We start from the raw sequence: 25,384 nt of genomic DNA on the forward strand, positions 1-25,384 counted from the left end.
GGGCAGCCGGTCCCGACCGTTCGAGTCGCGGGCCCAATGACTCATTGGATGACTGGAAAACGACGCAAATGGCCATCTTTCAAAACATCCCCGGCCTGTTCTCTTCGGACATGGCTATCGACCTGGGCACTGCGAATACGCTGGTTTACGTCAAGGGTCGCGGCATTATCCTGTCCGAACCTTCGGTGGTGGCCTATCATGTCAAGGACGGGGTAAAGAAAGTCCTGGCCGTGGGCGAAGACGCCAAGCTGATGCTTGGGCGCACCCCCGGCAGCATCGAGGCGATCCGCCCGATGCGCGAAGGTGTCATCGCCGACTTCGACACGGCCGAGGCGATGATAAAGCACTTCATCCGAAAGGTTCACAAGCGGACCACCTTCTCCAAGCCCAAGATCATCGTCTGCGTGCCGCATGGCGCGACCCCGGTTGAAAAGCGGGCAATCCGCCAGTCGGTTCTTTCGGCGGGCGCGCGGCGCGCGGGCCTTGTCGCCGAACCCATTGCCGCCGCAATCGGCGCGGGAATGCCGATCACCGATCCCACCGGTTCGATGGTGGTCGATATCGGCGGCGGCACGACCGAGGTCGCCGTCCTGTCGCTTGGCGATATCGTCTATGCCCGCTCGGTGCGGGTCGGCGGTGACCGGATGGACGAAGCGATCATCAGTTACCTGCGTCGCCAACAGAACCTTCTGGTGGGTGAATCCACGGCCGAACGCATCAAGACCTCGATCGGGACGGCCCGGATGCCCGATGACGGGCGCGGCGCGTCGATGAAAATCCGTGGTCGCGACCTTTTGAACGGCGTGCCCAAGGAAACCGAGATCAGCCAAGCCCAGGTGGCCGAGGCACTCGCCGAACCGGTGCAGGCGATCTGTGAGGCGGTGATGACCGCGCTCGAAGCCACGCCGCCGGATCTGGCTGCCGATATCGTGGATCGCGGCGTCATGCTGACCGGGGGCGGTGCGCTCTTGGGTGACCTCGATCTGGCTCTGCGCGAGCAGACCGGCCTCGCCGTGTCGATCGCGGATGACAGCCTGAATTGCGTGGCCCTTGGCACCGGCAAGGCGCTGGAGTTCGAGAAACAGCTCCGCCACGCGATTGACTACGACAGCTGAACCGACCACCCTTTGCCCTGAAGGGGAGAACGTTGGCAAAGGACCGTGCACAGTCCGAGGACTACACCGGCCCGCTCAAGCGCTTGATGCTGGGTGTTCTGTTGCTGTGCCTGCTCGGCCTGTTCCTGCTGTGGCGGATCGACAGCCCGCGGGTCGAACGCTTTCGCGCGCAGGTGGTTGACCGGGTCGTGCCCAATTTCGATTGGGCAATGGCGCCGGTCACGGCAACCGTGAACATCCTGCGCGATTTCCAGAGCTATCAGCGAATCTACCAGCAGAACCAGGAATTGCGGCGAGAGCTGCAGCAGATGAAGGCCTGGAAAGAGGCCGCGCTGCAGCTTGAACAGGAGAACGCGCGTCTGCTCGATCTCAACAACGTGCAACTTGATCCGCGCCTGACCTATGTGACCGGCGTGGTGATGGCCGACAGCGGGTCGCCCTTCCGCCAGTCCGTGCTGATCAATGTCGGCAGCCGCGACGGGATCGTCGATGGCTGGGCCGCAATGGACGGTTTGGGGCTGGTCGGACGGATCGCGGGCGTCGGGCGCGCCACGTCGCGCGTCGTGTTGTTGACCGACACGTCCAGCCGGATACCGGTAACCATTCAACCCTCGGGTCAACGCGCACTGCTGATGGGCGACAATTCCGCGGTGCCCTATGTCGATTTCATCGAAGCGCCGGACCGCGTTCGCCCCGGCGACAGGGTGATGACCTCTGGCGATGGCGGAGTGTTCCCGGCCGGATTGCTGGTCGGTCAGCTTGCGCAGGACCCCGGCGGAAGGATGCGCGTGCGCCTTGCTGCCGATTACGAGCGGCTGGAGTTCCTCCGCGTGCTGCGCAGTTACGAACACGAAAACATCAACGACCCCGGCAATCTGATCGCACCTGTGATCCTGCCCGAAACATCGGGCGGGCCGGACCCGCAGGGCACACCGGATATTCCCACGGCGGACGAGCCCCCGGAGGCCGGAAATGGCTGAACGCAAGCGTCATAACCGCTGGCTCATGCGCCTTCTTTATGTTGCCTTGTGCCTTGCACTGATTTTCCTGCACCTGCTGCCGCTGGAAACCCTGCCGCGCGGATGGGCCGGACCGGACGTGATGCTGGCGCTGACATTCGCCTGGCTGCTGCGGCGTCCAGATTATGTTCCACCGCTGCTGATTGCCGCTGTCTTCTTGCTGGCTGACTTGTTGTTTCAACGTCCGCCGGGCCTTTGGGCGGCGATCGTCTTGCTGGGAAACCAGGCTCTGCGCGCGCGTGAGCCCGGTCTTCGCGACCTGACATTCGCGGTCGAGTGGTTGAGCGTCGCCACGACACTCTTCGTCATGATGCTTGGCTATCGCGTCATTTTGGCCTTGATGATGGTCGACCAGGCACCGCTTGGCCTGAGTCTCATGCAGGTGATCGCGACGCTTCTGGTCTATCCTTTGGTCGCGATCGTCTCCAAGGCCGTCTTCGGCGTACGCAAGATCGCCCCGGGCGACATCGACGCATTGGGAAGCCGGACATGAGACGCCCGACCCGTGACAATGCCGAAAGCCAGCGCCGTATCACCCGGCGCGGATTGATCATCGGCGGCGCGCAGGCGACGTTCGTCGGCGCCCTGGCTCTCAGGATGCGCTTCATGCAGGTAGATCAGGCCGATCAGTTCCGCCTGCTTGCCGACGAGAACCGGATCAACATTCGCCTGATACCGCCTGCGCGCGGACGCATCTTCGACCGCAACGGCGCCGTCGTGGCGGAGAACGTGCCCAGCTACCGCATCACGATGGTGCGCGAAGAGGCGGGCGACGTGGATGAGGTTATCGCGCGCCTCGCGCGGCTGGTCGAACTGGACCCCGGGGAGCTGGAACGCGCCCGCCGCGACCTGCGCGAATTGCGCGGCGACACCCCCGTGACGGTCGCTGACCGCGTGACGTGGGGCGATATCAGTCGCGTCGCGGTGAACACCCCTGCCCTGCCGGGCGTCACCCCCGAAGTCGGGCTGTCGCGCCGCTACCCGCAAGGGCGGGACTATGCTCATCTCGTCGGTTATGTCGGTCCGGTCAGTGACCGGGATCTCGAGAATATCGACGCGCCAAGTCAGCTGCTGCTGATCCCCCGGTTCCAGATCGGCAAGATCGGGCTTGAGGCCCGCCAAGAGGACCTCTTGCGCGGCAAGGCCGGCAGCAAGCGGGTCGAGGTAAACGCCGCAGGTCGCGTCATGCGTGAACTTGACCGCCGCGAGGGCCAGGCCGGCGCCGATCTTCAGATCACCATCGACAATTCCCTGCAATCCTATGTCCATGCCCGGCTGGCAAAGGAAAGCGCCGCAGCCGTGGTCATCGACTGCGATACCGGCGATCTTCTGACCTGCGCTTCTGCGCCCAGTTTCGATCCCAACCTTTTCGTGCGCGGCATTTCAGTGGCGAATTACCGGGCGCTGCTCGAGAACAAGTATCGCCCGCTTCCCAACAAGGCCGTGCAGGGGCTCTATCCGCCCGGCTCGGTCTTCAAGATGGTCACCGCGCTGGCCGCACTCGAAGACGACAAGGCGGACCTCGGCGAAACAGTCTATTGCCCCGGCCACATGGAAGTCAGTGGTCGCCGTTTTCATTGCTGGAAGCGCGCAGGCCACGGCAATGTCGACCTGCACCGCGCGCTACGCGAAAGCTGCGATGTCTATTTTTACGAAATGGCCTTGCGGACAGGGGTCGAGAAGATCAGCGAAATGGCCCGCCGGCTCGGTCTTGGCGTGCAACACGACCTGCCGCTGACCTCTGTGGCGGCGGGGCTGATGCCCACGAAGGAATGGAAGCTGGCCAATCGTGGACAGGAATGGGTGATCGGCGACAGCGTCAACGCCTCCATCGGGCAGGGGTTCGTGCTGGCCTCGCCATTGCAACTGGCCGTGATGACGGCGCGACTGGCCACAAATCGCAACGTCACACCCCGCCTGATCAAGTCGATCGACGGGGTGGAGCAACCGACTGGACGCGGTGAGGACCTGGGCTTGAACGAGAACACCCTGCGCGAGGTACGCAAAGCGATGTTCGCGGTTTCTAATGACCGGCGCGGCACTGCCTATTCGAGCCGCATCATCGAGGATGCCTTCCGGCTCGCGGGCAAGACGGGGACAAGCCAGGTGCGCAATATCACTGCCGCCGAACGCGCCCGCGGCGTCACCAGCAATGCCGATCTGCCTTGGGAACGTCGCGACCACGCGCTGTTCGTGAATTTCGCGCCTTACGACAATCCGAAATACGCGGTGGCCGTCGTGGTCGAGCATGGCGGCGGAGGATCGACAGCGGCCGCCCCGATCGCCCGCGACATCACGCTTCAGGCACTTTACGATGGCGACCCGCCGCTGAGCGCCTACCCGGCCAAGGATCGCGGGCGCATCAGCACTCAACAGGAAGAACTGCGCCGCACCCGCCCGAAAGGCGCCCCGGACGGGAGCGATCGCGCATGAGCTATCTTGAATACAGCGTCAAGACGACCCCGACCGGGCTGCGCAAGGTGCTCTATCTGAACTGGCCGCTGGCGATCCTGTTGACGGCAGTCGCCGGTATCGGCTTCCTGATGCTCTATTCGGTTGCAGGCGGCTCGTTCACACCCTGGGCCGAACCGCAGATGAAACGCTATGCGCTCGGCTTCGTCACGATGCTGATTGTTGCCATGATCCCGATCTGGTTCTGGCGAAACATGTCGATGCTGATCTATGCGGTGTCGCTGATTCTACTGGTGCTGGTCGAATTCTTCGGAACCGTGGGAATGGGTGCGCAACGCTGGATTGACCTTGGATTCATGCGCCTGCAACCGTCGGAGTTGATGAAGGTCACGCTGGTGATCGTGCTTGCGGCCTACTACGACTGGCTGCCCCTCAACCGTGTTTCACGTCCGCTTTGGGTGCTGGCGCCGATGGCGCTGATCCTGCTCCCGGTGACGTTGGTGCTGCGGCAACCTGATCTTGGAACATCGATTCTACTGATCGCAACCGGTGGGGTGATGATGTTCCTTGCGGGTGTCCATTGGGCATATTTCGCAACGGTGATCGCATTCTCGGTCGGGCTGATCACGGCGGTATTTCAAAGCCGCGGGACCGACTGGCAAATGCTGGCAAACTATCAGTTCCGCCGGATCGACACGTTCCTTGATCCCTCGTCCGACCCGCTTGGGGCGGGCTATCACATCACCCAGTCCAAGATCGCGCTCGGATCTGGCGGCTGGACAGGGCGCGGCTTCATGCAAGGCACGCAATCGCGGCTGAACTTCCTGCCGGAAAAGCACACCGATTTCATATTCACGACCCTCGCCGAAGAGTTGGGCTTTATCGGCGGGGTCTCACTCTTGGGGCTCTATACGCTTGTCCTCGTCTTTTGCATTGCCTCCGCGCTCAAGAACCGGGACAGGTTCTCGTCACTGCTGACACTGGGCGTGGCCTCGACATTTTTCCTTTTCTTCGCCGTCAACATGTCGATGGTCATGGGTCTTGCGCCCGTCGTCGGCGTGCCGCTTCCGCTTGTCAGTTACGGCGGCTCGGCCATGCTGGTCCTCATGATCGGTTTCGGCCTCGTGCAAAGCGCTCATATTCACAAACCAAGGTAGTCTGATGTCTCTCAATATCCTTTTCGCCGCCCGTCCCGAGCGGTGGGTCACATATGAACAGCCCCTCAGAGCCGCCTTTGCCGAGGCCGGGCTGAACGATGTGAACCTTGCGACCGAAATGAAACCCGAAGAGGTGGATTACATCATCTACGCCCCCAACGGCGATGTGCAGGACTTCACGCCCTACACCCGCACCAAGGCGGTTCTGAACCTCTGGGCCGGGGTCGAGGACGTGGTGGACAATGAAACCCTGACACAGCCGCTGGCGCGAATGGTCGACGAGGGGCTGACGCGCGGCATGGTGGAATGGGTCACGGGCCAAACATTGCGCCATCACCTCAACACCGATCTGCACGTGCTCCATCAGGACGGCAAATGGCGCAAGGAGGTGCCGCCCCTGGCCTGCGACCGCCCCGTCACGATCCTGGGTCTTGGTGCCTTGGGTCAGGCCTGCGGAGAGGCACTGGCGGGGTTGGGCTTCCCCGTGACTGGCTGGAGCAGGACACCGAAATCCGTCGACTCGATTACCTGTCTCTCGGGCGATGACGGGTTGGAAATGGCACTTGAAACGGCGCAGATCCTGATCCTTCTTCTGCCACTGACGCCTGAGACCGAGAACGTGATCGACGCCGCTGCTCTGGCGCGACTTCCGCAAGGCGCGGTCATCATCAACCCCGGGCGTGGCCCGCTTATCGACGACGACGCATTGCTAAAGGCGCTAGAGACCGGACAGATCGGCCATGCCACGCTCGATGTGTTCCGCGAGGAGCCCCTGCCCGCCAATCACCCGTTCTGGGCGCATGACAACGTTACCGTCACGCCGCATATCGCGTCCGAAACGCGGCCCGCATCCGCGTCGCGTGTCATCGCCGAGAATATCCGGCGAGGCGAGGCCGGTGAACCTTTCCTCTACCTGGTGGACCGAAAGGCCGGCTACTGATCGCGCTGGTTCAGTAGAAGCTTTGCGGGTCGATATCGATGCTCAGACGCAATTGAGCGGGTATCTTCAGCTGGCCGACCCATTTCGCCAACGCCCCCTGGAGCGCGACGCCCTTGGGCGCCTTGACCAGCAGACGCACCCGGTGACGGCCCCGGATGCGCGCGATCGGGGCGGGCGCGGGACCGAATACCTGCGCACCGATGGCGCGCACAGGAGCATCGCGCCGCGCCAGCTCGGCCGCGAAGTCGAAGACCTGTTGCGCATCGGGCGATGAGAGGATGATTCCGGCCATGCGTCCGAAGGGCGGGACCCCCGCATGGCGGCGCTCGTCCGCTTCGGCGCGCCAGAAGCCTTCCTCGTTGCCCGACAGGATCGCGCGGATCACGGGATGTTCGGGCTGAAAGGTCTGTAACAGCGCCGCACCGCGCGCCTCGGCGCGTCCCGCGCGCCCGGCCACCTGTCGCATGAGCTGGAACGTTCGCTCGGCTGCCCGCAGGTCCGACCCCTGAAGGCCCAGATCCGCGTCGATCACACCCACCAGCGTCAGACGCGGGAAATTGTGCCCCTTGGCGACCAGCTGCGTGCCGATCACGATATCCGTGTCGCCCTCGGCGATCTCCCTGATCTGTTCCTTGAGTGCGCGGGCTGAGCCGAACATATCCGAACTGAGCGTGGCGATCCGGGCGTCCGGGAACAGCGCCTGCGCCTCTTCCGTCAGCCGCTCGACACCGGGACCGACCGCGGCCAGCCGGTCCTCGGCCCCGCAGGAAGGACAGGTTTGCGGCACCGGTTTGGTCTCGCCGCACTGGTGGCACACCAGGCGCTTTTGAAAACGGTGCTCGACCATGCGCGCATCGCAGTGATCGCACCCGATCTGATGTCCGCAGGCCCGGCAAAGCGTGACCGGCGCATAGCCGCGCCGGTTGATGAACAAGAGCGCCTGTTCCCCCCGCGCGATTCGCGCATTTACAGCGGCCTGCAGGCTGGGTGAAATCCAGCGGCTTGACGGCAGGGTCTCGCAACGCATGTCGATGGCGCGCATTTCGGGCATAACAGCAGGCCCGAACCGCGCCTTCAGATCGAGGCGGCGATACTTTCCGGCCTCTGCGTTGGCCCAGCTTTCCAGCGACGGCGTCGCCGAGGCCAGCACCACCTGCGCCCCGCAGATCGATGCGCGCAGCACTGCCATGTCACGCGCGTTGTAAAGCACCCCGTCTTCCTGCTTGTAGGAATTGTCGTGTTCTTCATCGACAACGATCAGCCCGAGGTCCCGGAATGGAAGGAACAGCGCCGAGCGCGCGCCCACCACCACTTGCGCGCCACCCTCGCCTACCATCTTCCAGGTGCGGCGCCGCTCGGTCATGGTGACACCCGAATGCCATTCCGCCGGCTTGGCACCGAACCGCGCCTCGATACGCGTGATGAACTCGGATGTCAGCGCGATCTCGGGCAACAAGACCAACGCCTGGCGCCGCCCCTTCAGGGTTTCAGCCACCGCTTCCAGATAAACCTCGGTCTTGCCAGAACCGGTCACGCCGCGCAGCAGTGTGGTGCCGTAATCGCCACCGCGAATGGCATCGCGCAGCACCTCAGCGGCATTGGCCTGATCCTCGGTCAGCGCTTTTCCGCCGCGGTCCGGATCAAGCCAGGGAAACGGAAGATCGCGCGGGCAATCCTCTTCCAGCACGGCGCCCTGCCCGACCAGCCCCTTGATCACCGACGGCGTGACACCCGCCTGCTCCGCCAGTTCCCCCAGTGTGAAGGCCAGCCCGCCGTAGTCCTCAAGCACTGCCAGCACCCGTTTGCGCGCATCCGTCATCCGCGCAGGCATCATGCGCCCGTGCCGATAGATCTTCTGCATCGAAGGCGGGTTGGACAGGCCAGGCGCACGGGTGGCCAGACGCAACATGGCCGGCATGGGCGTCAGCGTGTAATCGGCGGCGCGGCGAAGAAAGTCCTGCATTTCGGCCCGCATCGGCGCAACATCCAGCACGCGGATCACCTGACGGATCTTGGCGATGTCGAAATCCCCGCGTCCCGCGCCCCAGACGACCCCGAGCACCTTGCGCGGCCCCAGCGGTACCTCGACAAAGGCCCCGGCATGGCATCCGCCCTCGGGCGCGCGGTAATCCAGCAGACGGTCCAGCGGCTGCGTCGTCAGCACCGCCACCAGCTCATTCTCAATGAAAAAGTCCTTGCAGGATGACGACACGTCCCTTGGCTCCATGTCAGGGGTTTCGGCAGCGCACTCTATGGGGTAAACGCTGGGATGAAAAACCCCAACCCGCGCCAAGGGATTCCCGACATGAAATTCTTCGTAGATACCGCCGAAGTCGACGCAATTGCCGAACTGAACGAATTGGGCATGGTCGACGGCGTCACCACCAACCCCTCGCTGATTCTGAAGTCGGGTCGTGATATCCTTGAAGTGACCAAGGAAATCGCCGAGATGGTCGATGGTCCGGTCAGTGCCGAGGTCGTCGCGCTGGAGGCGGACGCGATGATCGCCGAAGGGCGCAAACTGGCCAAGATCGCCGACAATATCGCCGTCAAGGTGCCGCTGACCTGGGACGGGCTCAAGGCCTGCAAGGTGCTTTCCGACGAAGGCCAGATGGTCAATGTCACGCTGTGCTTCTCGGCCAACCAGGCGCTTCTGGCGGCCAAGGCGGGCGCGACCTTCATCAGCCCGTTCATCGGCCGGCTGGACGATATCAACCTCGACGGGATGGAAGTGATCGCCGACATCCGCCAGATCTATGACAATTACGGCTTTGACACGCAGATCCTGGCGGCCTCGATCCGCACCGTGAACCATGCCTTTCAATCGGCACAGATCGGGGCCGATGTGATGACCGCGCCGCCCGATGTGATCAAGAAGATGGCGGCCCATCCGCTGACCGACAAGGGGCTCGAAACCTTCCTGAAGGATTGGGAAAAAACCGGGCAGAAAATCCTGTAAACCGTGTTATAAACCGTCAAAACAAGACCGAGGCCAGTATGAGCGGCAAGCCCCTGATGGACGACAACCTGCGCGAGCGCATCATCGCGCAGCCCGATGTTATCCTTGAAGATCAAGATCTTATGCGGGCTCTTATTGCCGCGAACGAGCGCGCCATGGGCGGCAATATCGTCGATCTTCGCGGCATTGCGATGGAGCGTCTTGAAGCGCGTCTGGACCGGCTCGAGGATACGCACCGCTCGGTCATCGCCGCCGCATATGACAATCTGGCCGGCACGAACCAGGTGCATCGCGCGATCTTGCGGATGCTGGACCCTGTCGAGTTCGAGGTTTTCCTGCGCGACCTGAGTGGCGAGGTCGCTGAAATCCTTCGGGTGGACAGCATGAAACTTGTGCTGGAATCCGTGCAGGACGAGGCCGACCCCACGGTAAGCCGCCTTGGCGGCGTCTTGTCGGTGGCCCAGCCGGGTTTCATTGCCTCATATCTCAGCGACGGGCGCAACAGCCTGCCGCGCCCGGTGACGCTTCGCCAGATCAGCGAAGGCGACGCACGGGTTTACGGGCCGGACGCGGGCTATGTGCGTTCCGAGGCGTGCCTGCTTCTTGATTTCGGCAATGGCCGCCTGCCGGGCATGCTGGCCATGGGCGCCGAGGACCCGCATCAGTTCAGCCCGCAACAAGGCACTGATTTGCTGACCTTTTTCGCGGGTATCTTTGAACGCACGATGCGCCGCTGGCTGTCATGATCAGCGCGGCCGCCCGCGACGCGCTCGAGGGTTGGCTGAAAGCCCAGAAGGCGCTGAAAGGCGCATCCGAAAACACGCTGGATGCCTATGGGCGAGATGTGGCGGGTTTCCTGTCCTTCATGACCGAGCACAAGGGCGAATCCCAAGGACTTGGCGCACTCAGCGCCATCGAAATCAGCGACATGCGCAGTTGGATGGCCTTTACCCGCGGACGCGACGTGGGGCCGCGGTCGCTGGCGCGCAAGCTGTCGGCCGTCAAGAGCTTCTATCGCTGGCTGTCCGAGCGCGAAGGGTTCGACGCCACCGCTGTCCTGTCGGCACGCGCACCGAAATTCCAGCGCAAGCTGCCCCGACCGTTGGCGCCCGACGCGGCGCGCGACATGATCGAAACCCTTGAAATGCAGTCGGAAAATCCGTGGATCGCCGCGCGCGACCAAGCTGTCGTGACGCTGCTTTACGGCTGCGGGCTGCGGATTTCCGAGGCGCTTGGCCTGACCTGCGATGTCCTTCCCATCGGTGACGCACTGCGCATTGTCGGCAAGGGCGGCAAGGAGCGCGTCGTGCCGGTGATCGCCCCGGCGCGCGATGCCGTGGCGCGGTATGTCGGTCTTTGCCCCTTCGACTTGGAGCCGGGAAAGCCCTTGTTTCGTGGGGTGCGGGGCGGTGCCTTGAACCCGCGCAGCGTGCAGAAGGTGACCGAGGCGACGCGCAATCAGCTTGGCCTGCCCGCCAGCGCCACGCCGCATGCGATGCGCCACAGCTTTGCAACCCATCTTCTGAACGCGGGCGGAGACCTGCGGGCGATCCAGGAGTTATTGGGGCATGCGTCGCTGTCGACCACGCAGGCCTATACGGCTGTCGATACTGGCAGGTTGCTGGAAGTCTATGATATGGCGCATCCCAAAGGCCGCTTACGTTGACGAACTGATTGAGCGAGAAAAGCTGTATGGTATTGAATTCAAAGGCATTGCTGGTTCATTTCCTGACGGCGTCGGGGGCGGTGTTCGCGATGCTGGCGCTGTTGGCGGCGACCGAGGCAAAATGGGATCTGATGTTCCTGTGGCTCGTGGTGGCCTTCGCGGTGGATGGCGTGGACGGGCCGCTGGCACGTCGCTACATGGTCTGGGACAACGCGCCGCGCTTTGACGGGGTGCTGCTGGATCTGATCATCGACTACCTCACCTACGTCTTCATCCCGGCCTTTGCATTGTTCAAATCCGACCTGCTTGCGGGCTGGACGGGATGGGTGGTGATCATCATCATCACTTATGCAAGCGCGCTCTATTTCGCCGATACGAACATGAAAACAAAGGATAATTCCTTTTCCGGATTCCCAGGTTGCTGGCAGATGGCGGTGCTTGTCATGTTCGCCGTGCAGCCGCCGGTCTGGTTAATCCTGATCCTGGTCACGGCGCTGTCGGTGGCGATGTTCCTGCCGCTGAAGTTCATTCATCCCGTGCGGACCGAGCGCTGGCGAGCCCTCTCGTTGCCGGTGGCGTTTGCATGGACCTTTTTTGCCGGATGGGCCGCCTGGGTCGATTTCCACCCGGAAAGCTGGGCGCATTGGGGGCTGGTCCTGACCAGTTTCTACCTGCTCTTTGCAGGCATCGCACAGCAGCTGATCCCGCAGCGAACGCGCGGCTGAACACTGTACAAAACGTCCGTTTTGTACGCCGGTTTTGCACAGAACTCGCGCATCCGCCGGACCATTTTGTACAAACCCCCAAAACGCCCCTTCGCGGGTCACTCGCTGCGCAGCAAAACCACCTCGACCCGGCGATTGGATTCACGCCCGTGATCGGAACGGTTCGAGGCGATCGGTGCGAGGTAACCCGCGCCCTCGGCGTCCATCTGAGCGCGCGGCACCTGGTAGTCTTCGGCAAGGCGCGAAAGAACCGAGGCGGCGCGTTCACGAGACAGGGCGATGTTGGGTTCGAGCCCGCCGACGGTGTCGGTATGCCCCACCAGCGCCACCCGGCGTGCGGAATCGGCATTGAGAAAATCCGCGAGCGCGCGAAGCGAGGCAAAGGGCCCCGCGCCCAGTGCCGAGGAGCCGGTTTCAAAGTCGAGGTCCGACAGGATCACATGGCCCCGGTCGAGCAGCGCCTGCGCAAGCGGTTGATCCGAGAGCGGCGCCGCGCCGGGTGCGACCGGCGGAGCGGAACCTGACCCGGCGGCGGGCGCGGTGGGGGTGTCGGCCACCTCGATCTGTTCACCTCCGGCCTGGATGATCTGGACATAGCCGGAGTCATTGGCGCGGCTGACCAGAAGCGTGACGTAATCGGCACCATTGTCCTGGCCGTTGCGGCGCGCCGAGAGGAAACGGAAATCTAGCAGATCGACGAACATGTCGGGAGCGGCCATGACCCGCGTGTTGAAACGGAAATCGAAGCCGCCGCAGGTCGGGGCCGTGCATTCAAAAAGGATCTCGAACCCGGCATCGACGAGTTGCTGGCGCATCGGCGCAAGGATCTGCAGCGTGGTCATGCCCTGCGCCTCGATCCGCCAGGCCTGTTGCACGATCGCGCCTTCGACCCGGAAGCTATAGACCAGGCCGTCGGAATAAGGCCCGACCGGCAGACGATAGCTGCCCGCCTCCTCGACGATCTCGCGCGTCATAGCGGCGCTGCCGGGAATCGTCAGATCGACCGCCCGCGCCATCGGTGGCGCAAGCGTCATCGCAAGGGCAATGAGGGTCAGGCGCAATGACATCGCGCTTAGCGGGCTTGCGCGTGGTAATCGGCGTTGGGTTGCATCCCGGTGGCGCTGGCGACGCGGTTGGTCATGTTGAAGAACCCGGCGACATTGGCGATATCCCAGATGTCGCGATCACTGAAACCGGCATCGCGCAGGGCCTGACGATCGGCCTCGGTGATTTCGGCGCTGGCGCGCGTGATCTTCTCGGCAAAGGCGAGCATCGCTGTCTGGCGGGCGTCGAGATCGGCGGCGCGCCAGTTCATCACCATGGCCTCGCCGAGTTCGGGCTTGCCGGAAAGCTCTCGCACTGCCGCGCCGTGGGCGACCTGACAATACCAGCAGCGATTGATCGAGCTGACCACCACCGCGATCATCTCGCGTTCCAGTTTGCTGACGCCGCTATCGGCCAGCATCAGGTCGTTGTAGATCGCCGAAAAGGCATTGAGCTTGTCGATATCGAAGGCATAGGCCCTGAGCACGTTGGGCACCATGCCCAGCTTGTCCTGGCAGATGTCGAAATATTTCTGCGTGGCCTCGGGCAGCGGGTCGACCATCTGCAGGTCGAGCGCGGTCGGGCTGTCGGTGTTGCTCATGTGGGTCCGGCCTCCTCCTTGATACGGTAGTGATACTGTCCCACAAGCGCCATCCCGAGGGAAGCATAGAGCGCATTCGCGGCGGCGTTCTCTTGCGTGCAGACAGCGGCGATATGGGTTGCGCCGTTCTCGCGCGCCCAGGCGGCAGCCCGGAGCATGACCCGCCGCCCCATGCCCCGCCGGCGGCAATGGGGGGTCACTTCGAGAGCATGGACCATGGCGACCCCGTCATGCAGGCCGACATAGGCGGTGGCGGCTGCGCGTTGCCCGTCGCGCGCCAGGATCGAGGTTTTCGGGCATTGCGCGCGGCGCATCACCGCGACGCGGTCGGGACCGATGCCGCCCGTCGCCCACATGTCGATCTGGATCGCCAGCGGTTCCCAGATGGCGAAGCTGGTGGAATGGGGTTGCGGCGCGTTCAGCTCGGAAACCGGAGCGAGATGGATATTCACGGGGTCGATCACCCCGTAGCCCGCGCCCGCCAGCAGGGTATCGAGCGCCTCGTCGCCCGCGCGGATCATGAAGAGCGGGGTCTGCCCAAGGGCGCGCATCGCGGATTCTGCGGCGGGCAGGTCGGCGGCGGTGATGGCGTCCGTGCGGGCGGTGGCGGCGGAGACCCGTTTGCCGCCGCCCTGCCCGTCGCGGATGGTCCAGCAGCCGCGTTCAACGGTCTGGGCGGCGGGCCATGTGGCCTCGACCACGGCGTAAAGCTGCGAGGGGGTCATGCGGGGAACATCGCGTTCAGTTCGGCGATGGCGGCATCGACGCGCCCCCCATCCTGACCGCGGATCACCACCTGGGCGCCGAAGGCGCCGTCGCGCTGGAACGGGTAGCAGCCGATCCCGAGATCTGGGTAGCGCGCGGCAAGCTCGCTGAGCGGCCCGGCGATGTCGCCTTCGCCGCGAAAGATCTGGAGCGATTGCGACAGGAGCGGCGCACCCCCGACCAGGGTGGGCAGGATCGAGGCGAGCATCGCCTCGAAGATCGTGGGCACACCGGCCATGACATGCACATTCCCCAGCGTGAATCCGGGAGCGGCACTGATCGGGTTGTCGATCAGGGTGGCGCCATCGGGGATGCGGGCCATGCGCAGGCGGGATTCGTTGAGTTCGGTGCCCGAGCGCGCGTAATGCGCGGCGAGCAGAGCGCGGGCATCATCGCGCACGGATATGGGCACGCCGAAGGCGCGGGCGACGTTTTCGGCGGTGATGTCGTCATGGGTGGGGCCGATTCCGCCTGAGGTGAAGACCATGTCGAATCCGTCGCTGAGCGCACGCACCGCGCCCGTGATCGCATCGGCGTCGTCGCTGACGACACGCACCTCGGCGAGGTCGATGCCGACACGGGTCAGTTCGCCGGCGAGGTGATACATGTTGGAATCGCGGGTGCGTCCCGAAAGAATTTCGTCTCCGATGACCAGCATGGCGGCGGTGGGGTTGGGCATGGCGCGCTCCTTGCAGCGATATGAGGATCGGTATAGGCCCGTCGCCATGCGCTTTCAAACCCCTCTTGAGCCTGCCGTGCTGATCCGCCGCTACAAGCGTTTCCTGGCCGATATCAGGTTGCAGGACGGGCAGGAGGTGGTCTGCCACTGCGCCAATCCCGGCGCGATGACCGGGCTTGCCGAGCCGGGGATGCGGATCTGGGTGGAGCGCAATGACGATCCGCGAAAGAAGCTGAGATATGGCTGGCGTCTGGTGGAGCATGGCGAGGGGCAATTCACCGGGGTCGACACGATGCTGCCCAACCGCGCGCTGCGCGCGGCGCTGGAGGCGGGCGAGGTGCCGGAACTGGCCGGGTATGAGCGGCTGCGCGCCGAAGTGAAATACGGGCAAGGCAGCCGGGTCGATTTCCTGCTCGAGGGCGCGGGGCGGCGCGACGCCTATGTGGAGGTGAAATCGGTCACGTTGATGCGCGAGCCGGGTCTGGCCGAGTTTCCCGACAGCGTGACGGCGCGCGGCACGCGGCATCTGGGCGAACTGGCGCAGATGGCGCGCGACGGCCACAGGGCGGTGATGTTCTATCTGATCCAGCGTGGCGATGCGCGGGCCTTCGCGCTGGCGGACGATATCGACCCGGCCTACAGCGCGGCATTTGCAAAGGCGCGCGATGCCGGGGTCGAGCTGTTGGTCTATGACACGCGCATCGACGTGCAAGGGATCACCTTGGGGCGCGCTGTCGGGATGGCGTGACAGCGGGCGCGCCACCGCCTAAAAAGGCCGTCATGACACATGCGCCGGGAAAACGTCTTGCGGTCGTCGCGCTGTTCGTTCTGGTGGTCGGTTTGCTGGCCGGCGGGATCTGGCGCTATGGCTATGGGCAGGCGCTGAACCAGCTGGAAAAGCAGGCGACGTCGGACCTGGCGCTGGCTTCGGACCGGTTCACCGGGCAGTTGCGCCGTTACCAGGAGCTGGCGGTGCTGATGGCGGAGCATCCCGAGCTGGCCGCGTTGCGCCGGGGCGGGGACAACCGCGCGGCGCAGGCGCTGTTGCTGGATGCCGCCGACAAGACCGGGGCGCTGGGGCTGTTATACGCCGATCCGGGGGGGCGGGTTCTGGCGCGCGCCGGGGACAGCCCGGACCGCCTGACGGGCACACCCTATTTCGAGCGGGCGCTGAATGGCGCGCTTGGGCAGAGCTATGGGCGTTACGGGCGCGCGGGGCAGCGCGCCTATATCTATGCCGCCCCCGCCTTTGGCCCCGGCGAGGGCGAGGTACGCGGCGTGCTGGTGGTGCTGATCGACATCGCCGAACTCGAATGGGACTGGATCGGCGGCCAGCCCGCCGTCTTCTTTACCGATGCGGCGGGGCGGGTATTCGTCTCGAACCGCTCGGAGCTGTTGTTCTGGCGCACGGGCTCTGGTGGCGCGGGGCTGTTGCCGCGCGGGCGCGCACGCGCACCCGCCTTCGAGGCCGACCGCGTGGCGGGGCATGAGCTGTGGCGGATGGAGTGGGGCGACTACCTGCCGACGCGCGCATTGCATCTGGCGAGGGAGCTGCCGGTGATCGGCATGACCGGTCATGCCCTGCTGGACGTGGCGCAGGCGCAATGGGTGGCGGGGCTGCAGGCCAGCGTCTTCGCGGTGATCTGCCTGGCCTTCGGCGCGCTGCTGTTCCAGGCGGCCGAGCGGCGGCGCATCCTGGCGCGGGCCAATGAACGGCTGGAACAGCGCGTCAACGAGCGCACCGCCGAGCTCTCGGGCGCGAACCTCGCGCTGCGGCGCGAGGTAAGCGAACGGCTGGAGGCCGAGGCCGCGCTGAAACAGGCGCAAAGCGACCTCGTGCAGGCCGGGAAGCTGAGCGCACTGGGGCAGATCTCGGCCGGGATCAGCCATGAGCTGAACCAGCCCCTGATGGCGATACGCCAGTTCGCCGATAACGGCGCCACCTTCCTTGGCAAGGGCAAGGCCGACATGGCCGGGCGGAACCTGTCGCGCATTTCCGATCTGGCGGCGCGGATGGCGCGGATCATCAGCAACCTGCGCGCCTTTGCCCGCCACGAAAGCGAACCCGTCGCGAAGGTCGATCTGGTGAGCGTGATCGAACAGGCGCTGGAACTGACCGAGACCCGGCTTGAACGCGACCGCGTCGGTGTGGAATGGCACCCGCCCGCCGGCCCGGTGATGGTGCAGGCGGGCGAGGTGCGGCTGGGACAGGTCCTGCTGAACCTGATTTCCAATGCCGCCGACGCCATGACCGAAAGCGAGCAAAAGCGCATCACGATCACCATCGAGCCGGGGGACCCGGTGGTGGCGATCGAGGTGAGCGACACCGGCCCCGGCATCGACGAGCCCGAAAAGATCTTCGACCCCTTCTATACGACCAAGGAGGTCGGCGGATCGGAGGGTATGGGGCTGGGCCTGTCGATCTCATACGGGCTGGTGCAGAGTTTCGGCGGCGAGATCCGGGGCCGCAACGCCAAGGAGGGCGGCGCGGTGTTCCGGGTTGAGCTGGAACGCTGGCCCGAAAACGAGGACGAAGACCGGGAGGACGCCGCATGAGCGCGACGCCGCAGAAGGTGCTGGTGGTGGATGACGACGCCGCCGTGCGCGAGGCCCTGACCCAGACGCTGGAACTGGCGGATCTGGATGCGCTGGCCGCGGGATCCTTCATCGAGGCGAAGGACCATATCGCGCCGGGATTCACCGGGGTGATCCTGTCGGACATCCGCATGCCGGGGCGCGACGGGTTCCACCTGCTGGCGCATGCCCAGAAGGTCGATGCGGAATTGCCGGTGATCCTGCTGACCGGCGAGGGCGATATCCCGATGGCGGTCGAGGCGATGGGGCAAGGCGCGTTCGACTTCCTGGAAAAGCCCTGCGCGCCCGATGCGCTGCTGGCGGTGCTGCACCGGGCCTTGCAAACCCGCGGGCTGGTGCTGGAGAACCGGCGTCTCAAGGCGCAGCTGGAAACCGGCGACCCGGCGGCGCGGATGCTGCATGGCACTTCGCGCATCGCCGAGGACCTGCGCGCAAGGGTGCGCGCGGTGGCGCGCACGCGGGCCGAGGTGCTGGTCAGCGGCCCGCCGGGTGCGGGGATTTCCAAGGTGGCCGAAGTGATCCACCTGATGTCGCCCGACGCCACCGGACCCTTCGTCAAGCGCCCCGCCGCCTCGCTGGATCTTGCGGCGCTGGACGCCGCGCTGAGCGCCGCTGCCGGGGGCAGCCTGTTTCTGGATGAGGTGGCGGCGCTGCCGAGCGCGGCGCAATATGCGCTGCTGGAACGGATCGAGCAGGGCGCGGGTGCGCGGGTGATCGCGGGCGCGAGCGGCGACATCGCGTCCGAGGTCGAAGCCGGGCGGATGCATGCCGAGCTGTACTACCGGCTGGATGTGATGCCGGTGCGCATCCCGTCGCTGGCCGAGCGGCCCGAGGACATCCCGGTGCTGTTTCGCCACTATGTCGCGCTGGCGGCCGAGCAGGCCGGGCTGCCGATGCCGGAAATCGCGCCCGATCACATGGCGGCGCTGATGGCGCAGGACTGGCCTGGCAATGCCCGCTCGCTGATGAGCGCGGCGATGCGTTTCGTGCTGGGCATGCCCGGAGAAACCCAGGCGGCGGCCGAGCTGGGGCTGGCCGAACAGATGGCGCGGGTGGAGCGATCCTTGCTGATCGCGGCGCTGAGCCGTCAGAACGGGCGGGCGTCGGAGGCGGCGAAGGTGCTCAAACTGCCGCGCAAGACGCTTTACGACAAGCTGGCGCGCTATGGCATCCGCCCCGAGGAGTTCCGGCGCGGATAGTGCGAACGCAGCGCGCTTTGCCGGGCCAGGCCGGGGGGCCAGCCCCCCGGACCCCCCGAGGTATTTCGGGCCAGATGAAGGGCGGGCCGGGCGCGGGACGACGATGGGACCGAGTCGTGTGCGAAAATCCGCACAATACCCAATCGCGCTGTGCGGGATGCCGCACAATGCTGTAACGCAGCATCGTGGCGCGGGGCGCAACTTGATTGCAAGTATTTGATATTGTTTCAATTTCTCAGGGATTGCTGTTTTTTCCGGCTCTTGACTTGAGCGCATGGCCGGTATGCGAAAACATGCCTGCGTCGCGTCATTGAAGACGCTGATTGCAATGTCTCAATGAATGGGAGGAGACTGACATGAAATTCCTGACAGCCACCGCAACCGCGATGGCCCTGAGCCTCAGCGCTGGCGGCGCTTTCGCGGCCTGTGACGATGGCGAGATCGTCGTCAAGTTCAGCCACGTCACCAATACCGACAAGCACCCCAAGGGGATCGCTGCCTCGTTGCTGGAGCAGCGCGTGAACGACGAGATGGACGGCACGATGTGCATGGAAGTCTATCCGAATTCGACGCTCTACAATGACAACAAGGTCCTGGAAGCCATGTTGCAGGGCGATGTGCAGCTGGCCGCACCGTCGCTGTCGAAATTCGAGCAGTTCACCAAGCAGTTCCGCCTGTTCGACCTGCCCTTCATGTTCAAGGACATCGAAGCGGTGGACGCGTTCCAGGCGTCGGAAACCGGCCAGGCCATGCTGGATTCGATGCAGCGCCGCGGCCTTCAGGGGCTGGCCTACTGGCACAATGGCATGAAGCAGATGTCGGCCAACGTGCCGCTGATCGAGCCGAGCGACGCCGAGGGCCTGAAGTTCCGGGTCCAGTCCTCGGATGTTCTGGTCGCGCAGATGGAAGCGATCGGCGGCAGCCCGCAGAAAATGGCCTTTTCCGAGGTTTACGGCGCGTTGCAGCAGGGTGTCGTGGACGGGCAGGAGAACACCTGGTCGAATATCTACGGCAAGAAGTTCTTCGAGGTGCAGGATGGCGTCACCGAGACCAACCACGGTGTGATCGACTACCTGGTCGTGACCAATATCGACTGGCTCAACGGGCTTGACGAGGATGTGCGCGAGCAGTTCCTGACCATCGTCAACGAGGTCACGCAGACCCGCAACAGCGAATCCGCCAAGGTCAACCAGGAGGCCAAGCAGGCGATCATCGACGCCGGCGGCGAGGTGCGCGAGCTGACGCCCGAGCAGCGTGAGAAATGGGTCGAGGCCATGAAGCCGGTCTGGGAACAGTTCAAGGACGACGTCGGCCAGGAGACCATCGACGCGGCCCAGGCGATCAACGCCAGCATGTAACACCGCGTTGCGCCACTGGCGCAACCGGCGGGCGGGCCGTTTCGCATGGCCCGCCCTTTTCTTACCCGGTGAGAGGGAGGGGGAGAGATGCAGACCCGTCACAGCACGACGGACAGGATAGAGGAGACGGTGATCGCCGCGCTTCTCGGTCTGATGACGATGGTGACATTCGCCAATGTCGTCGCGCGATACCTGTTCAATTCCAATATCCTGTGGGCGCTTGAACTGACCGTGTTCATGTTCGGCTGGCTGGTTTTGCTGGGCGCCTCCTATGCGGTGAAGAAACGCGCCCATCTGGGGGTGGATGCGCTGCTCAACATGATGCCGCAGGGGCTGCGCCGGGGAATGGCGCTGTTTTCGGTGACCTGTTGCCTCGTGTTCGCGCTGATGCTGCTGAAGGGAGCCTGGGATTACTGGGCGCCTTATGCCGAGCTGCCGCCGACAACGGGCCGCTGGTTTCCCACCGGGCTCAATTTCGAGATGCGTGGCCAGGGCTGGTACGAGGTGCAGGACATCCCGATGATCGCGCCGCTGAAGTTCCTTGAGACGCTGATCAACGAGGGGCAGAGCTATGAGAAGATCCCCAAGGCGATCCCTTACCTCGTGCTGCCGATCTCGATGCTGCTGCTGACGCTGCGTTTCGCGCAGGCCGCGGGCGCGATCTGGCGGGGTGAGAGCGATCGGCTGGTCGCCAGCCATGAGGTCGAGGACGAGCTTGAGAATATCCGCGCCCAGCAAGGGGAGCATGAGTAATGGAAGTCCTTCTTCTTTTCGTCATGGTGATCGGCCTGATGCTGGTCGGCGTGCCGATCGCCATTTCCCTGGGGCTGAGTTCGACCCTGTTCCTGCTGTGGTTCTCGGACAGTTCGATGGCCTCCATCGCGCAGACCCTGTTCGAGGCCTTCGAGGGGCATTTCACCCTGCTGGCGATCCCGTTCTTCATCCTCGCCTCGTCCTTCATGACGACGGGCGGCGTGGCGCAGCGGATCATCCGATTCTCGATTGCCTGCGTGGGGCACCTGCATGGCGGGCTGGCGATTGCAGGGGTGTTTGCCTGCATGCTGTTCGCGGCGCTGTCGGGGTCGAGCCCGGCGACGGTGGTCGCCATCGGCACGATCGTCATCGCGGGCATGCGGCAGGTCGGCTATACGCGCGACTTCGCCGCCGGGGTGATCGCCAATGCGGGCACGCTTGGCATTCTCATCCCGCCCTCGATCGTGATGGTGGTCTATGCCGCCGCGGTCGAGGTCTCGGTCGGGCGCATGTTCCTTGCGGGCGTGATCCCCGGCCTGATGGCGGGCGGGATGCTGATGACGGCGATCTACGTCATGGCGCGGCTTCGCAACATGCCCAAGGGCGAATGGCTGGGCTGGGGCGAGATCCTGTCTTCGGGGCGCGATGCGGCCTGGGGGCTGTTCCTGATCGTCATCATCCTGGGCGGTATCTATGGCGGCATCTTCACGCCGACCGAAGCCGCCGCCGTGGCCGCCGTCTATTCGTTCTTCATCGCCTCGTTCGTCTACAAGGACATGGGGCCGCTCGCGACCAAGGGCGAAGGGCGCAACCTGAGCCTGTTGCACAAGCCGCAGGCGCTGATCACGGCCTTCTTCCATGCCGATACGCGGCACACATTGTTCGAGGCGGGCAAGCTGACGGTGACACTTCTATTCGTGATCGCCAACGCGCTGATCCTCAAGCATGTGCTGACCGACGAGCAGATCCCGCAGCAGATCGCAGGTGCGATGCTGAATGCCGGGTTCGGGCCGGTGATGTTCCTGATCGTGGTCAACGTGATCCTGTTGATCGGCGGGCAGTTCATGGAGCCCTCGGGCCTTCTGGTGATCGTTGCGCCGCTGGTCTTTCCGATCGCGATGGAGCTGGGGATCGACCCCATTCACCTCGGCATCATCATGGTGGTCAACATGGAAATCGGGATGATCACGCCGCCGGTTGGTCTCAACCTGTTCGTGACCTCGGGCGTGGCGGGGATGCCGATGATGAGCGTCGTGCGCGCCGCCCTGCCCTTCCTCGCGGTGCTCTTCGTGTTCCTGATCCTGATCACCTATATCCCGTGGATATCGACGGTGCTGCCCAATACCTTCATGGGGCCAGAGATCATTACGAAATAGAGTTTGCGGTAACGAGTGATACGCGCCGTCCCCCCGTGGGGCGGCGCGTTTTCATTTGCGCGCGCTACTTCCCCTTCCAGACCGGGTCGCGTTTCTCTGCGAAGGCGCGGGCGCCCTCGGCCTGGTCCTCGGAGGCATAAAGCACATCCACGGTTTCAAACTGGCGCCGGGTGATCCGGTTCATGGCATCCTGGAAGGTCATCGCCTCGGCCTCGCGCACGATCTCCTTGAGTGCGGCGTAGACAAGGGGCGGCCCCGATGCGAGATGCCCGGCCATTTCGCGCGCCTTCGCCATCAGGTCGCCCGCGGGGTGGACCTGATTGACGAGACCCCAGCGGGCGGCCTCTTCAGCGTCGATCCAGCGCCCGGTCAGCAGCATTTCCATCGCGATGTGATAGGGGATGCGCTTGGGCAGTTTCACACTGGCGGCATCGGCCACCGTGCCCGAACGGATCTCGGGCAAGGCGAACTGCGCGTGATCCGCGGCCAGGATGATATCGGCCGAGAGCGCCCATTCCAGCCCGCCGCCACAGCAGATGCCGTTGACGGCGGCGATGATCGGCTTGTTCATCGCGCGCATTTCCTGAATGCCGCCAAATCCGCCCGGCCCGTAATCGCCATCCACCGCGTCACCATCGGCGGCGGCCTTGAGATCCCAGCCGGGGCAGAAGAATTTCTCGCCCGCGCCGGTGATGAGGGCGACGCGCATGTCGGGATCGTCGCGAAAATCGCGGAACACTTCACCCAGGATGCGGCTGGTGGCGATGTCGATGGCGTTGGCCTTGGGCCGGTCCAGCGTCACCTCGAGCACATGGCCCGAGCGGCTTGTCTTGACGGGGCTCTCTGTCATGGCGTCTCTCCGATGGTTGCGATGGTGATGAGCGCATCCACCGCCACGGCGCGGTCGGGCGTGCAGATGAGCGGGTTGATTTCCACCTCTTCGAGGTGTTCGGCATGGCGGGTCACGTAATCCTGCACCGCCAGCACCGCATCGGCAATGGCGGCGCGCGCGACCGGCGGCGCACCGCGATAGCCCGCCAGAAGGGGCGCGATGCGCAACCCGTCGAGCGCAGCATCGATATCGGCGCGGGTCACGGGCAACAGGAGCTGTGCGCTGTCCGCGATGATCTCGGTGAGGGTGCCGCCCGCGCCGAGCGTCAGCACGAAGCCATGCGCCGGATCGCGGGTGACGCCGACCAGCAACTCCACCAGCCCGTCGGTGATCATCTCTTCGACCAGCCAGCTTTCGCAGGGCATGGCGCGCGCGGTGGCGATGGCGGCGGCCGCGTCATCGCGCGCCAGCACGACGCCGCCCGCTTCGGTCTTGTGGGCAAGGCCCTCGGCCTTGATCGCGAGCGGCGCGCCGATCCGCTGCGCGGCGTCTTGCAACGCCGCATCGTCACCGGCACGCAGTGCGTTCGGCACCGCCACGCCATGCCGGGCGAGTGCCGCCTTGGCCTCGGCCTCGCTGAGGGTGACGGGCGCCCTGGGCGCGCCGGGCAGCAGAAGCGGTGCGGGATCGCGGCGGGGCCGGCCGAGAAAGGCGGCAACCTCGATCGCGCTCAGCGCATCATCAAGCCCGAGCAGCGGCACGAGCCCCGCCTCGATGCCGCGCAGGGCAACGGGTTCGGGCAGCGCCTCGGGCAAGGTGGCGATCAGCGCAAGCGGCTTGCCGCTGTCGCGCGCGGCGGTGGCGCTGGCCGTGATGATGCATTCCCAAGCTTCCATGGAGCAGCGATCCGTGCGCGGGAAATCGGCAACAACGCAGCCAAGCGCCAGGTCCCCCGACAGCATCGCCGTGAACGTGCACGCCATAGCCGGGACATTGTCCCAGATATAGGTGTGATAATCCAATGGGTTGGCGAGGGACACCATCGGCCCGAGCGCTTCCCTGAGCGCGGCTTGCTGGCCCGTCGAAAGTGGCGGACATTCGATATCGCGCCCCGTCGCGCTGTCGGCCACGAGGCTGGCCTCGCCCCCCGAGCAGGACATCGAGGCGATCCGGTTCGATGGCAGGGCGCCTGCGAAATGCACGAGCTTCAGGCTTTCCAGCAAGGCGGTCAGGCTGGAGACCTGCGCGAACCCCAGGCGCCGCAAGAGCGCCCGCCCGCCCGCATCGCTGCCCGCCAGCGAAGCGGTATGCGAAACCGCCGCCGCGCGCGCATGGGCCGAACGCCCGGCCTTCAACGCGATCACCGGCTTGTTGCGCGCATGTGCCTCGGCGGCAAGCGCCTCGAAGGCGCGCAGGTCGCCCACCCCTTCGATATGCAGGCCAAGCGCGGTCACGCGATCATCGGCCAGAAGCGCGCGCCCCATATCGGCAAGGCCGGTCTGCGCCTGGTTCCCGGCGGTCAGCACATAGGCCAGCGGCAGGCCGCGCGCCTGCATGGTGAGGTTGAGCGCGATGTTGGAGCTTTGCGTGAGGATCGCGACGCCCGAATCGCAGCGCTGCCCGCCATGCTGGTCGGGCCAGAGCAGCGCCCCGTCGAGGTAATTGACGAAGCCATAGCAGTTCGGCCCGATCACCGGCATCGCCCCCGCCGCCTGCAGCAACTGCGCCTGAAGGTCGGCGCCATCGCCGGTTTCGGCCTGCGCCTCGCTGAAGCCGCTGGCGAAACAGACCGCCCCGCCCGCCCCCATCAGGGCAAGCGCGCGAGTCATCTCGATGGTGGCGTGGCGGTTGACGCCGATGAATGCCGCATCCGGCGCGCCGGGCAGATCGGCGAGCTCGGCATAAGCCGCGACGCCGCCCAGCTCGCTGCGGCGCGGATGCACCGGCCAGATATCGCCGGCAAAGCCCATCTTGCGGCATTGCGCGACCACATTGGCGCACCACGCCCCGCCGCCGATCACGGCGATCGAGCGCGGGCGCAAGAGGCGGGAAAGATCGCGTGTCATGGATGACTCCCTCGTGAAGAAAAGGGGCGCTGCCCCTTTTGGCCTTCGGCCAATTCACCCCGAGGTATTTCCGGCCAGATGAAGTAACCCGCTGTTAACCCTGCCCCGGCATACTGGCCGCGC

23 protein-coding genes are annotated in these 25,384 nt (G+C 64.8%); 16 read left to right on the top strand and 7 right to left on the bottom strand.

Translation table 11 applies throughout. The features are described 5' to 3' along the window. The first annotated feature begins 68 nt into the window (after positions 1-68). The 6 genes from ROH8110_RS15500 to ROH8110_RS15525 are packed head-to-tail and all read left to right on the top strand — an operon-like array spanning position 69 to position 6,643. Positions 69-1,115: a rod shape-determining protein gene (locus tag ROH8110_RS15500; RefSeq protein ID WP_085818668.1), complete on the top strand. Its 1,047-nt coding sequence runs from the start codon at positions 69-71 to the stop codon at positions 1,113-1,115. Positions 1,116-1,147: 32 nt separating this feature from the next. Then, entirely contained in the window at positions 1,148-2,095 is a 948-nt protein-coding gene (gene mreC / locus ROH8110_RS15505) for a rod shape-determining protein MreC (RefSeq protein WP_085818669.1), read from the top strand. Beyond that, positions 2,088-2,627, top strand: coding sequence for a rod shape-determining protein MreD (locus tag ROH8110_RS15510; RefSeq protein WP_085818670.1), 540 nt, complete (start codon positions 2,088-2,090; stop codon positions 2,625-2,627). The genes mreC and ROH8110_RS15510 overlap by 8 nt, the downstream gene beginning before the upstream one ends. Beyond that, positions 2,624-4,567, top strand: coding sequence for a penicillin-binding protein 2 (mrdA, locus tag ROH8110_RS15515; RefSeq protein ID WP_085818671.1), 1,944 nt, complete (start codon positions 2,624-2,626; stop codon positions 4,565-4,567). Before ROH8110_RS15510 ends, mrdA begins: the two co-directional genes overlap by 4 nt. After that, complete coding sequence (gene rodA, locus ROH8110_RS15520) at positions 4,564-5,703, top strand: rod shape-determining protein RodA (protein WP_085818672.1); 1,140 nt, start codon at positions 4,564-4,566, stop codon at positions 5,701-5,703. Before mrdA ends, rodA begins: the two co-directional genes overlap by 4 nt. Before the next feature lie 4 nt (positions 5,704-5,707). Further along, positions 5,708-6,643, top strand: coding sequence for a 2-hydroxyacid dehydrogenase (locus ROH8110_RS15525; protein ID WP_085818673.1), 936 nt, complete (start codon positions 5,708-5,710; stop codon positions 6,641-6,643). A gap of 10 nt (positions 6,644-6,653) precedes the next feature. Here ROH8110_RS15525 and ROH8110_RS15530 read toward each other — a convergent pair whose 3' ends face one another. Beyond that, a complete protein-coding gene (locus tag ROH8110_RS15530; protein ID WP_085818674.1) occupies positions 6,654-8,870 on the bottom strand; it encodes a primosomal protein N' in 2,217 nt (738 codons plus the stop codon). 78 nt (positions 8,871-8,948) lie between these two features. Between ROH8110_RS15530 and fsa the strand changes: the two genes are divergently transcribed. The 4 genes from fsa to ROH8110_RS15550 are packed head-to-tail and all read left to right on the top strand — an operon-like array spanning position 8,949 to position 11,993. Continuing rightward, the gene (gene fsa, locus ROH8110_RS15535) at positions 8,949-9,602 is read left to right on the top strand and encodes a fructose-6-phosphate aldolase (RefSeq protein WP_085819045.1); all 654 of its coding nucleotides are present in this window, start codon (positions 8,949-8,951) and stop codon (positions 9,600-9,602) included. A 38-nt stretch (positions 9,603-9,640) separates the two neighbouring features. After that, a complete protein-coding gene (locus ROH8110_RS15540; RefSeq protein WP_085818675.1) occupies positions 9,641-10,348 on the top strand; it encodes a DUF484 family protein in 708 nt (235 codons plus the stop codon). Further along, positions 10,345-11,268, top strand: coding sequence for a tyrosine recombinase XerC (locus tag ROH8110_RS15545; protein WP_085818676.1), 924 nt, complete (start codon positions 10,345-10,347; stop codon positions 11,266-11,268). Before ROH8110_RS15540 ends, ROH8110_RS15545 begins: the two co-directional genes overlap by 4 nt. Before the next feature lie 26 nt (positions 11,269-11,294). Next, complete coding sequence (locus ROH8110_RS15550; RefSeq protein WP_085818677.1) at positions 11,295-11,993, top strand: CDP-alcohol phosphatidyltransferase family protein; 699 nt, start codon at positions 11,295-11,297, stop codon at positions 11,991-11,993. Between the two features lie 98 nt (positions 11,994-12,091). On the opposite strand, the gene ROH8110_RS15555 is transcribed toward ROH8110_RS15550, so the two are convergent. Genes ROH8110_RS15555 through ROH8110_RS15570 form a run of 4 tightly spaced genes read right to left on the bottom strand, consistent with a single transcriptional unit; the run spans position 12,092 to position 15,082 of the window. Beyond that, positions 12,092-13,027: an OmpA family protein gene (locus ROH8110_RS15555; RefSeq protein ID WP_254903798.1), complete on the bottom strand. Its 936-nt coding sequence runs from the start codon at positions 13,025-13,027 to the stop codon at positions 12,092-12,094. Between the two features lie 38 nt (positions 13,028-13,065). Further along, entirely contained in the window at positions 13,066-13,638 is a 573-nt protein-coding gene (locus ROH8110_RS15560) for a peroxidase-related enzyme (protein ID WP_085818679.1), read from the bottom strand. Further along, positions 13,635-14,363 carry a GNAT family N-acetyltransferase gene (locus ROH8110_RS15565; RefSeq protein ID WP_085818680.1) on the bottom strand — a complete coding sequence of 243 codons (729 nt, stop codon included), beginning with the start codon at positions 14,361-14,363 and terminating at the stop codon, positions 13,635-13,637. Before ROH8110_RS15565 ends, ROH8110_RS15560 begins: the two co-directional genes overlap by 4 nt. Further along, positions 14,360-15,082, bottom strand: a complete 723-nt coding sequence (locus ROH8110_RS15570) for a competence/damage-inducible protein A (protein ID WP_085818681.1) — start codon at positions 15,080-15,082, stop codon at positions 14,360-14,362. The genes ROH8110_RS15565 and ROH8110_RS15570 overlap by 4 nt, the downstream gene beginning before the upstream one ends. 46 nt (positions 15,083-15,128) lie before the next feature. Here ROH8110_RS15570 and sfsA point away from each other — a divergent pair, with 46 nt between their 5' ends. The 6 genes from sfsA (at position 15,129) to ROH8110_RS15600 (ending at position 22,363) form a co-directional block, all read left to right on the top strand. Then, entirely contained in the window at positions 15,129-15,830 is a 702-nt protein-coding gene (gene sfsA / locus ROH8110_RS15575) for a DNA/RNA nuclease SfsA (protein WP_085818682.1), read from the top strand. Positions 15,831-15,862: 32 nt separating this feature from the next. Continuing rightward, the gene (locus ROH8110_RS15580; protein WP_085818683.1) at positions 15,863-17,638 is read left to right on the top strand and encodes a sensor histidine kinase; all 1,776 of its coding nucleotides are present in this window, start codon (positions 15,863-15,865) and stop codon (positions 17,636-17,638) included. Beyond that, positions 17,635-18,876 carry a sigma-54-dependent transcriptional regulator gene (locus ROH8110_RS15585; protein ID WP_085818684.1) on the top strand — a complete coding sequence of 414 codons (1,242 nt, stop codon included), beginning with the start codon at positions 17,635-17,637 and terminating at the stop codon, positions 18,874-18,876. Before ROH8110_RS15580 ends, ROH8110_RS15585 begins: the two co-directional genes overlap by 4 nt. 356 nt (positions 18,877-19,232) lie before the next feature. After that, on the top strand, positions 19,233-20,234 hold the full coding sequence (locus ROH8110_RS15590) for a DctP family TRAP transporter solute-binding subunit (protein WP_085818685.1): 1,002 nt from the start codon (positions 19,233-19,235) through the stop codon (positions 20,232-20,234). Positions 20,235-20,321: 87 nt separating this feature from the next. Further along, positions 20,322-20,987, top strand: coding sequence for a TRAP transporter small permease (locus tag ROH8110_RS15595; protein ID WP_085818686.1), 666 nt, complete (start codon positions 20,322-20,324; stop codon positions 20,985-20,987). Then, positions 20,987-22,363: a TRAP transporter large permease gene (locus ROH8110_RS15600; protein ID WP_085818687.1), complete on the top strand. Its 1,377-nt coding sequence runs from the start codon at positions 20,987-20,989 to the stop codon at positions 22,361-22,363. The genes ROH8110_RS15595 and ROH8110_RS15600 overlap by 1 nt, the downstream gene beginning before the upstream one ends. 64 nt (positions 22,364-22,427) lie before the next feature. Here ROH8110_RS15600 and ROH8110_RS15605 read toward each other — a convergent pair whose 3' ends face one another. Both ROH8110_RS15605 and ROH8110_RS15610 read right to left on the bottom strand, forming a co-directional pair. Further along, on the bottom strand, positions 22,428-23,213 hold the full coding sequence (locus ROH8110_RS15605; RefSeq protein WP_085818688.1) for a carnitinyl-CoA dehydratase: 786 nt from the start codon (positions 23,211-23,213) through the stop codon (positions 22,428-22,430). Beyond that, entirely contained in the window at positions 23,210-25,261 is a 2,052-nt protein-coding gene (locus ROH8110_RS15610; RefSeq protein WP_085818689.1) for an acetate--CoA ligase family protein, read from the bottom strand. Before ROH8110_RS15610 ends, ROH8110_RS15605 begins: the two co-directional genes overlap by 4 nt. Positions 25,262-25,384: the final 123 nt, after the last annotated feature.

The organism is Roseovarius halotolerans (assembly GCF_900172255.1).
GTDB lineage: Bacteria > Pseudomonadota > Alphaproteobacteria > Rhodobacterales > Rhodobacteraceae > Roseovarius > Roseovarius halotolerans.

Coding starts and splice junctions, on each gene's coding strand:
- ROH8110_RS15510 (WP_085818670.1), top strand. CDS start 2,088: ATGGCTGAACGCAAGCGTCATAACCGCTGGCTCATGCGCCTTCTTTAT.
- ROH8110_RS15605 (WP_085818688.1), bottom strand. CDS start 23,213: ATGACAGAGAGCCCCGTCAAGACAAGCCGCTCGGGCCATGTGCTCGAG.
- fsa (WP_085819045.1), top strand. CDS start 8,949: ATGAAATTCTTCGTAGATACCGCCGAAGTCGACGCAATTGCCGAACTG.
- ROH8110_RS15570 (WP_085818681.1), bottom strand. CDS start 15,082: ATGCCCAACCCCACCGCCGCCATGCTGGTCATCGGAGACGAAATTCTT.
- ROH8110_RS15500 (WP_085818668.1), top strand. CDS start 69: ATGGCCATCTTTCAAAACATCCCCGGCCTGTTCTCTTCGGACATGGCT.
- ROH8110_RS15545 (WP_085818676.1), top strand. CDS start 10,345: ATGATCAGCGCGGCCGCCCGCGACGCGCTCGAGGGTTGGCTGAAAGCC.
- ROH8110_RS15580 (WP_085818683.1), top strand. CDS start 15,863: ATGACACATGCGCCGGGAAAACGTCTTGCGGTCGTCGCGCTGTTCGTT.
- ROH8110_RS15540 (WP_085818675.1), top strand. CDS start 9,641: ATGAGCGGCAAGCCCCTGATGGACGACAACCTGCGCGAGCGCATCATC.
- ROH8110_RS15525 (WP_085818673.1), top strand. CDS start 5,708: ATGTCTCTCAATATCCTTTTCGCCGCCCGTCCCGAGCGGTGGGTCACA.
- mrdA (WP_085818671.1), top strand. CDS start 2,624: ATGAGACGCCCGACCCGTGACAATGCCGAAAGCCAGCGCCGTATCACC.
- ROH8110_RS15530 (WP_085818674.1), bottom strand. CDS start 8,870: ATGGAGCCAAGGGACGTGTCGTCATCCTGCAAGGACTTTTTCATTGAG.
- ROH8110_RS15560 (WP_085818679.1), bottom strand. CDS start 13,638: ATGAGCAACACCGACAGCCCGACCGCGCTCGACCTGCAGATGGTCGAC.
- ROH8110_RS15610 (WP_085818689.1), bottom strand. CDS start 25,261: ATGACACGCGATCTTTCCCGCCTCTTGCGCCCGCGCTCGATCGCCGTG.
- ROH8110_RS15550 (WP_085818677.1), top strand. CDS start 11,295: ATGGTATTGAATTCAAAGGCATTGCTGGTTCATTTCCTGACGGCGTCG.
- ROH8110_RS15595 (WP_085818686.1), top strand. CDS start 20,322: ATGCAGACCCGTCACAGCACGACGGACAGGATAGAGGAGACGGTGATC.
- ROH8110_RS15585 (WP_085818684.1), top strand. CDS start 17,635: ATGAGCGCGACGCCGCAGAAGGTGCTGGTGGTGGATGACGACGCCGCC.
- ROH8110_RS15600 (WP_085818687.1), top strand. CDS start 20,987: ATGGAAGTCCTTCTTCTTTTCGTCATGGTGATCGGCCTGATGCTGGTC.
- sfsA (WP_085818682.1), top strand. CDS start 15,129: ATGCGCTTTCAAACCCCTCTTGAGCCTGCCGTGCTGATCCGCCGCTAC.
- ROH8110_RS15590 (WP_085818685.1), top strand. CDS start 19,233: ATGAAATTCCTGACAGCCACCGCAACCGCGATGGCCCTGAGCCTCAGC.
- ROH8110_RS15555 (WP_254903798.1), bottom strand. CDS start 13,027: ATGACGCTTGCGCCACCGATGGCGCGGGCGGTCGATCTGACGATTCCC.
- rodA (WP_085818672.1), top strand. CDS start 4,564: ATGAGCTATCTTGAATACAGCGTCAAGACGACCCCGACCGGGCTGCGC.
- ROH8110_RS15565 (WP_085818680.1), bottom strand. CDS start 14,363: ATGACCCCCTCGCAGCTTTACGCCGTGGTCGAGGCCACATGGCCCGCC.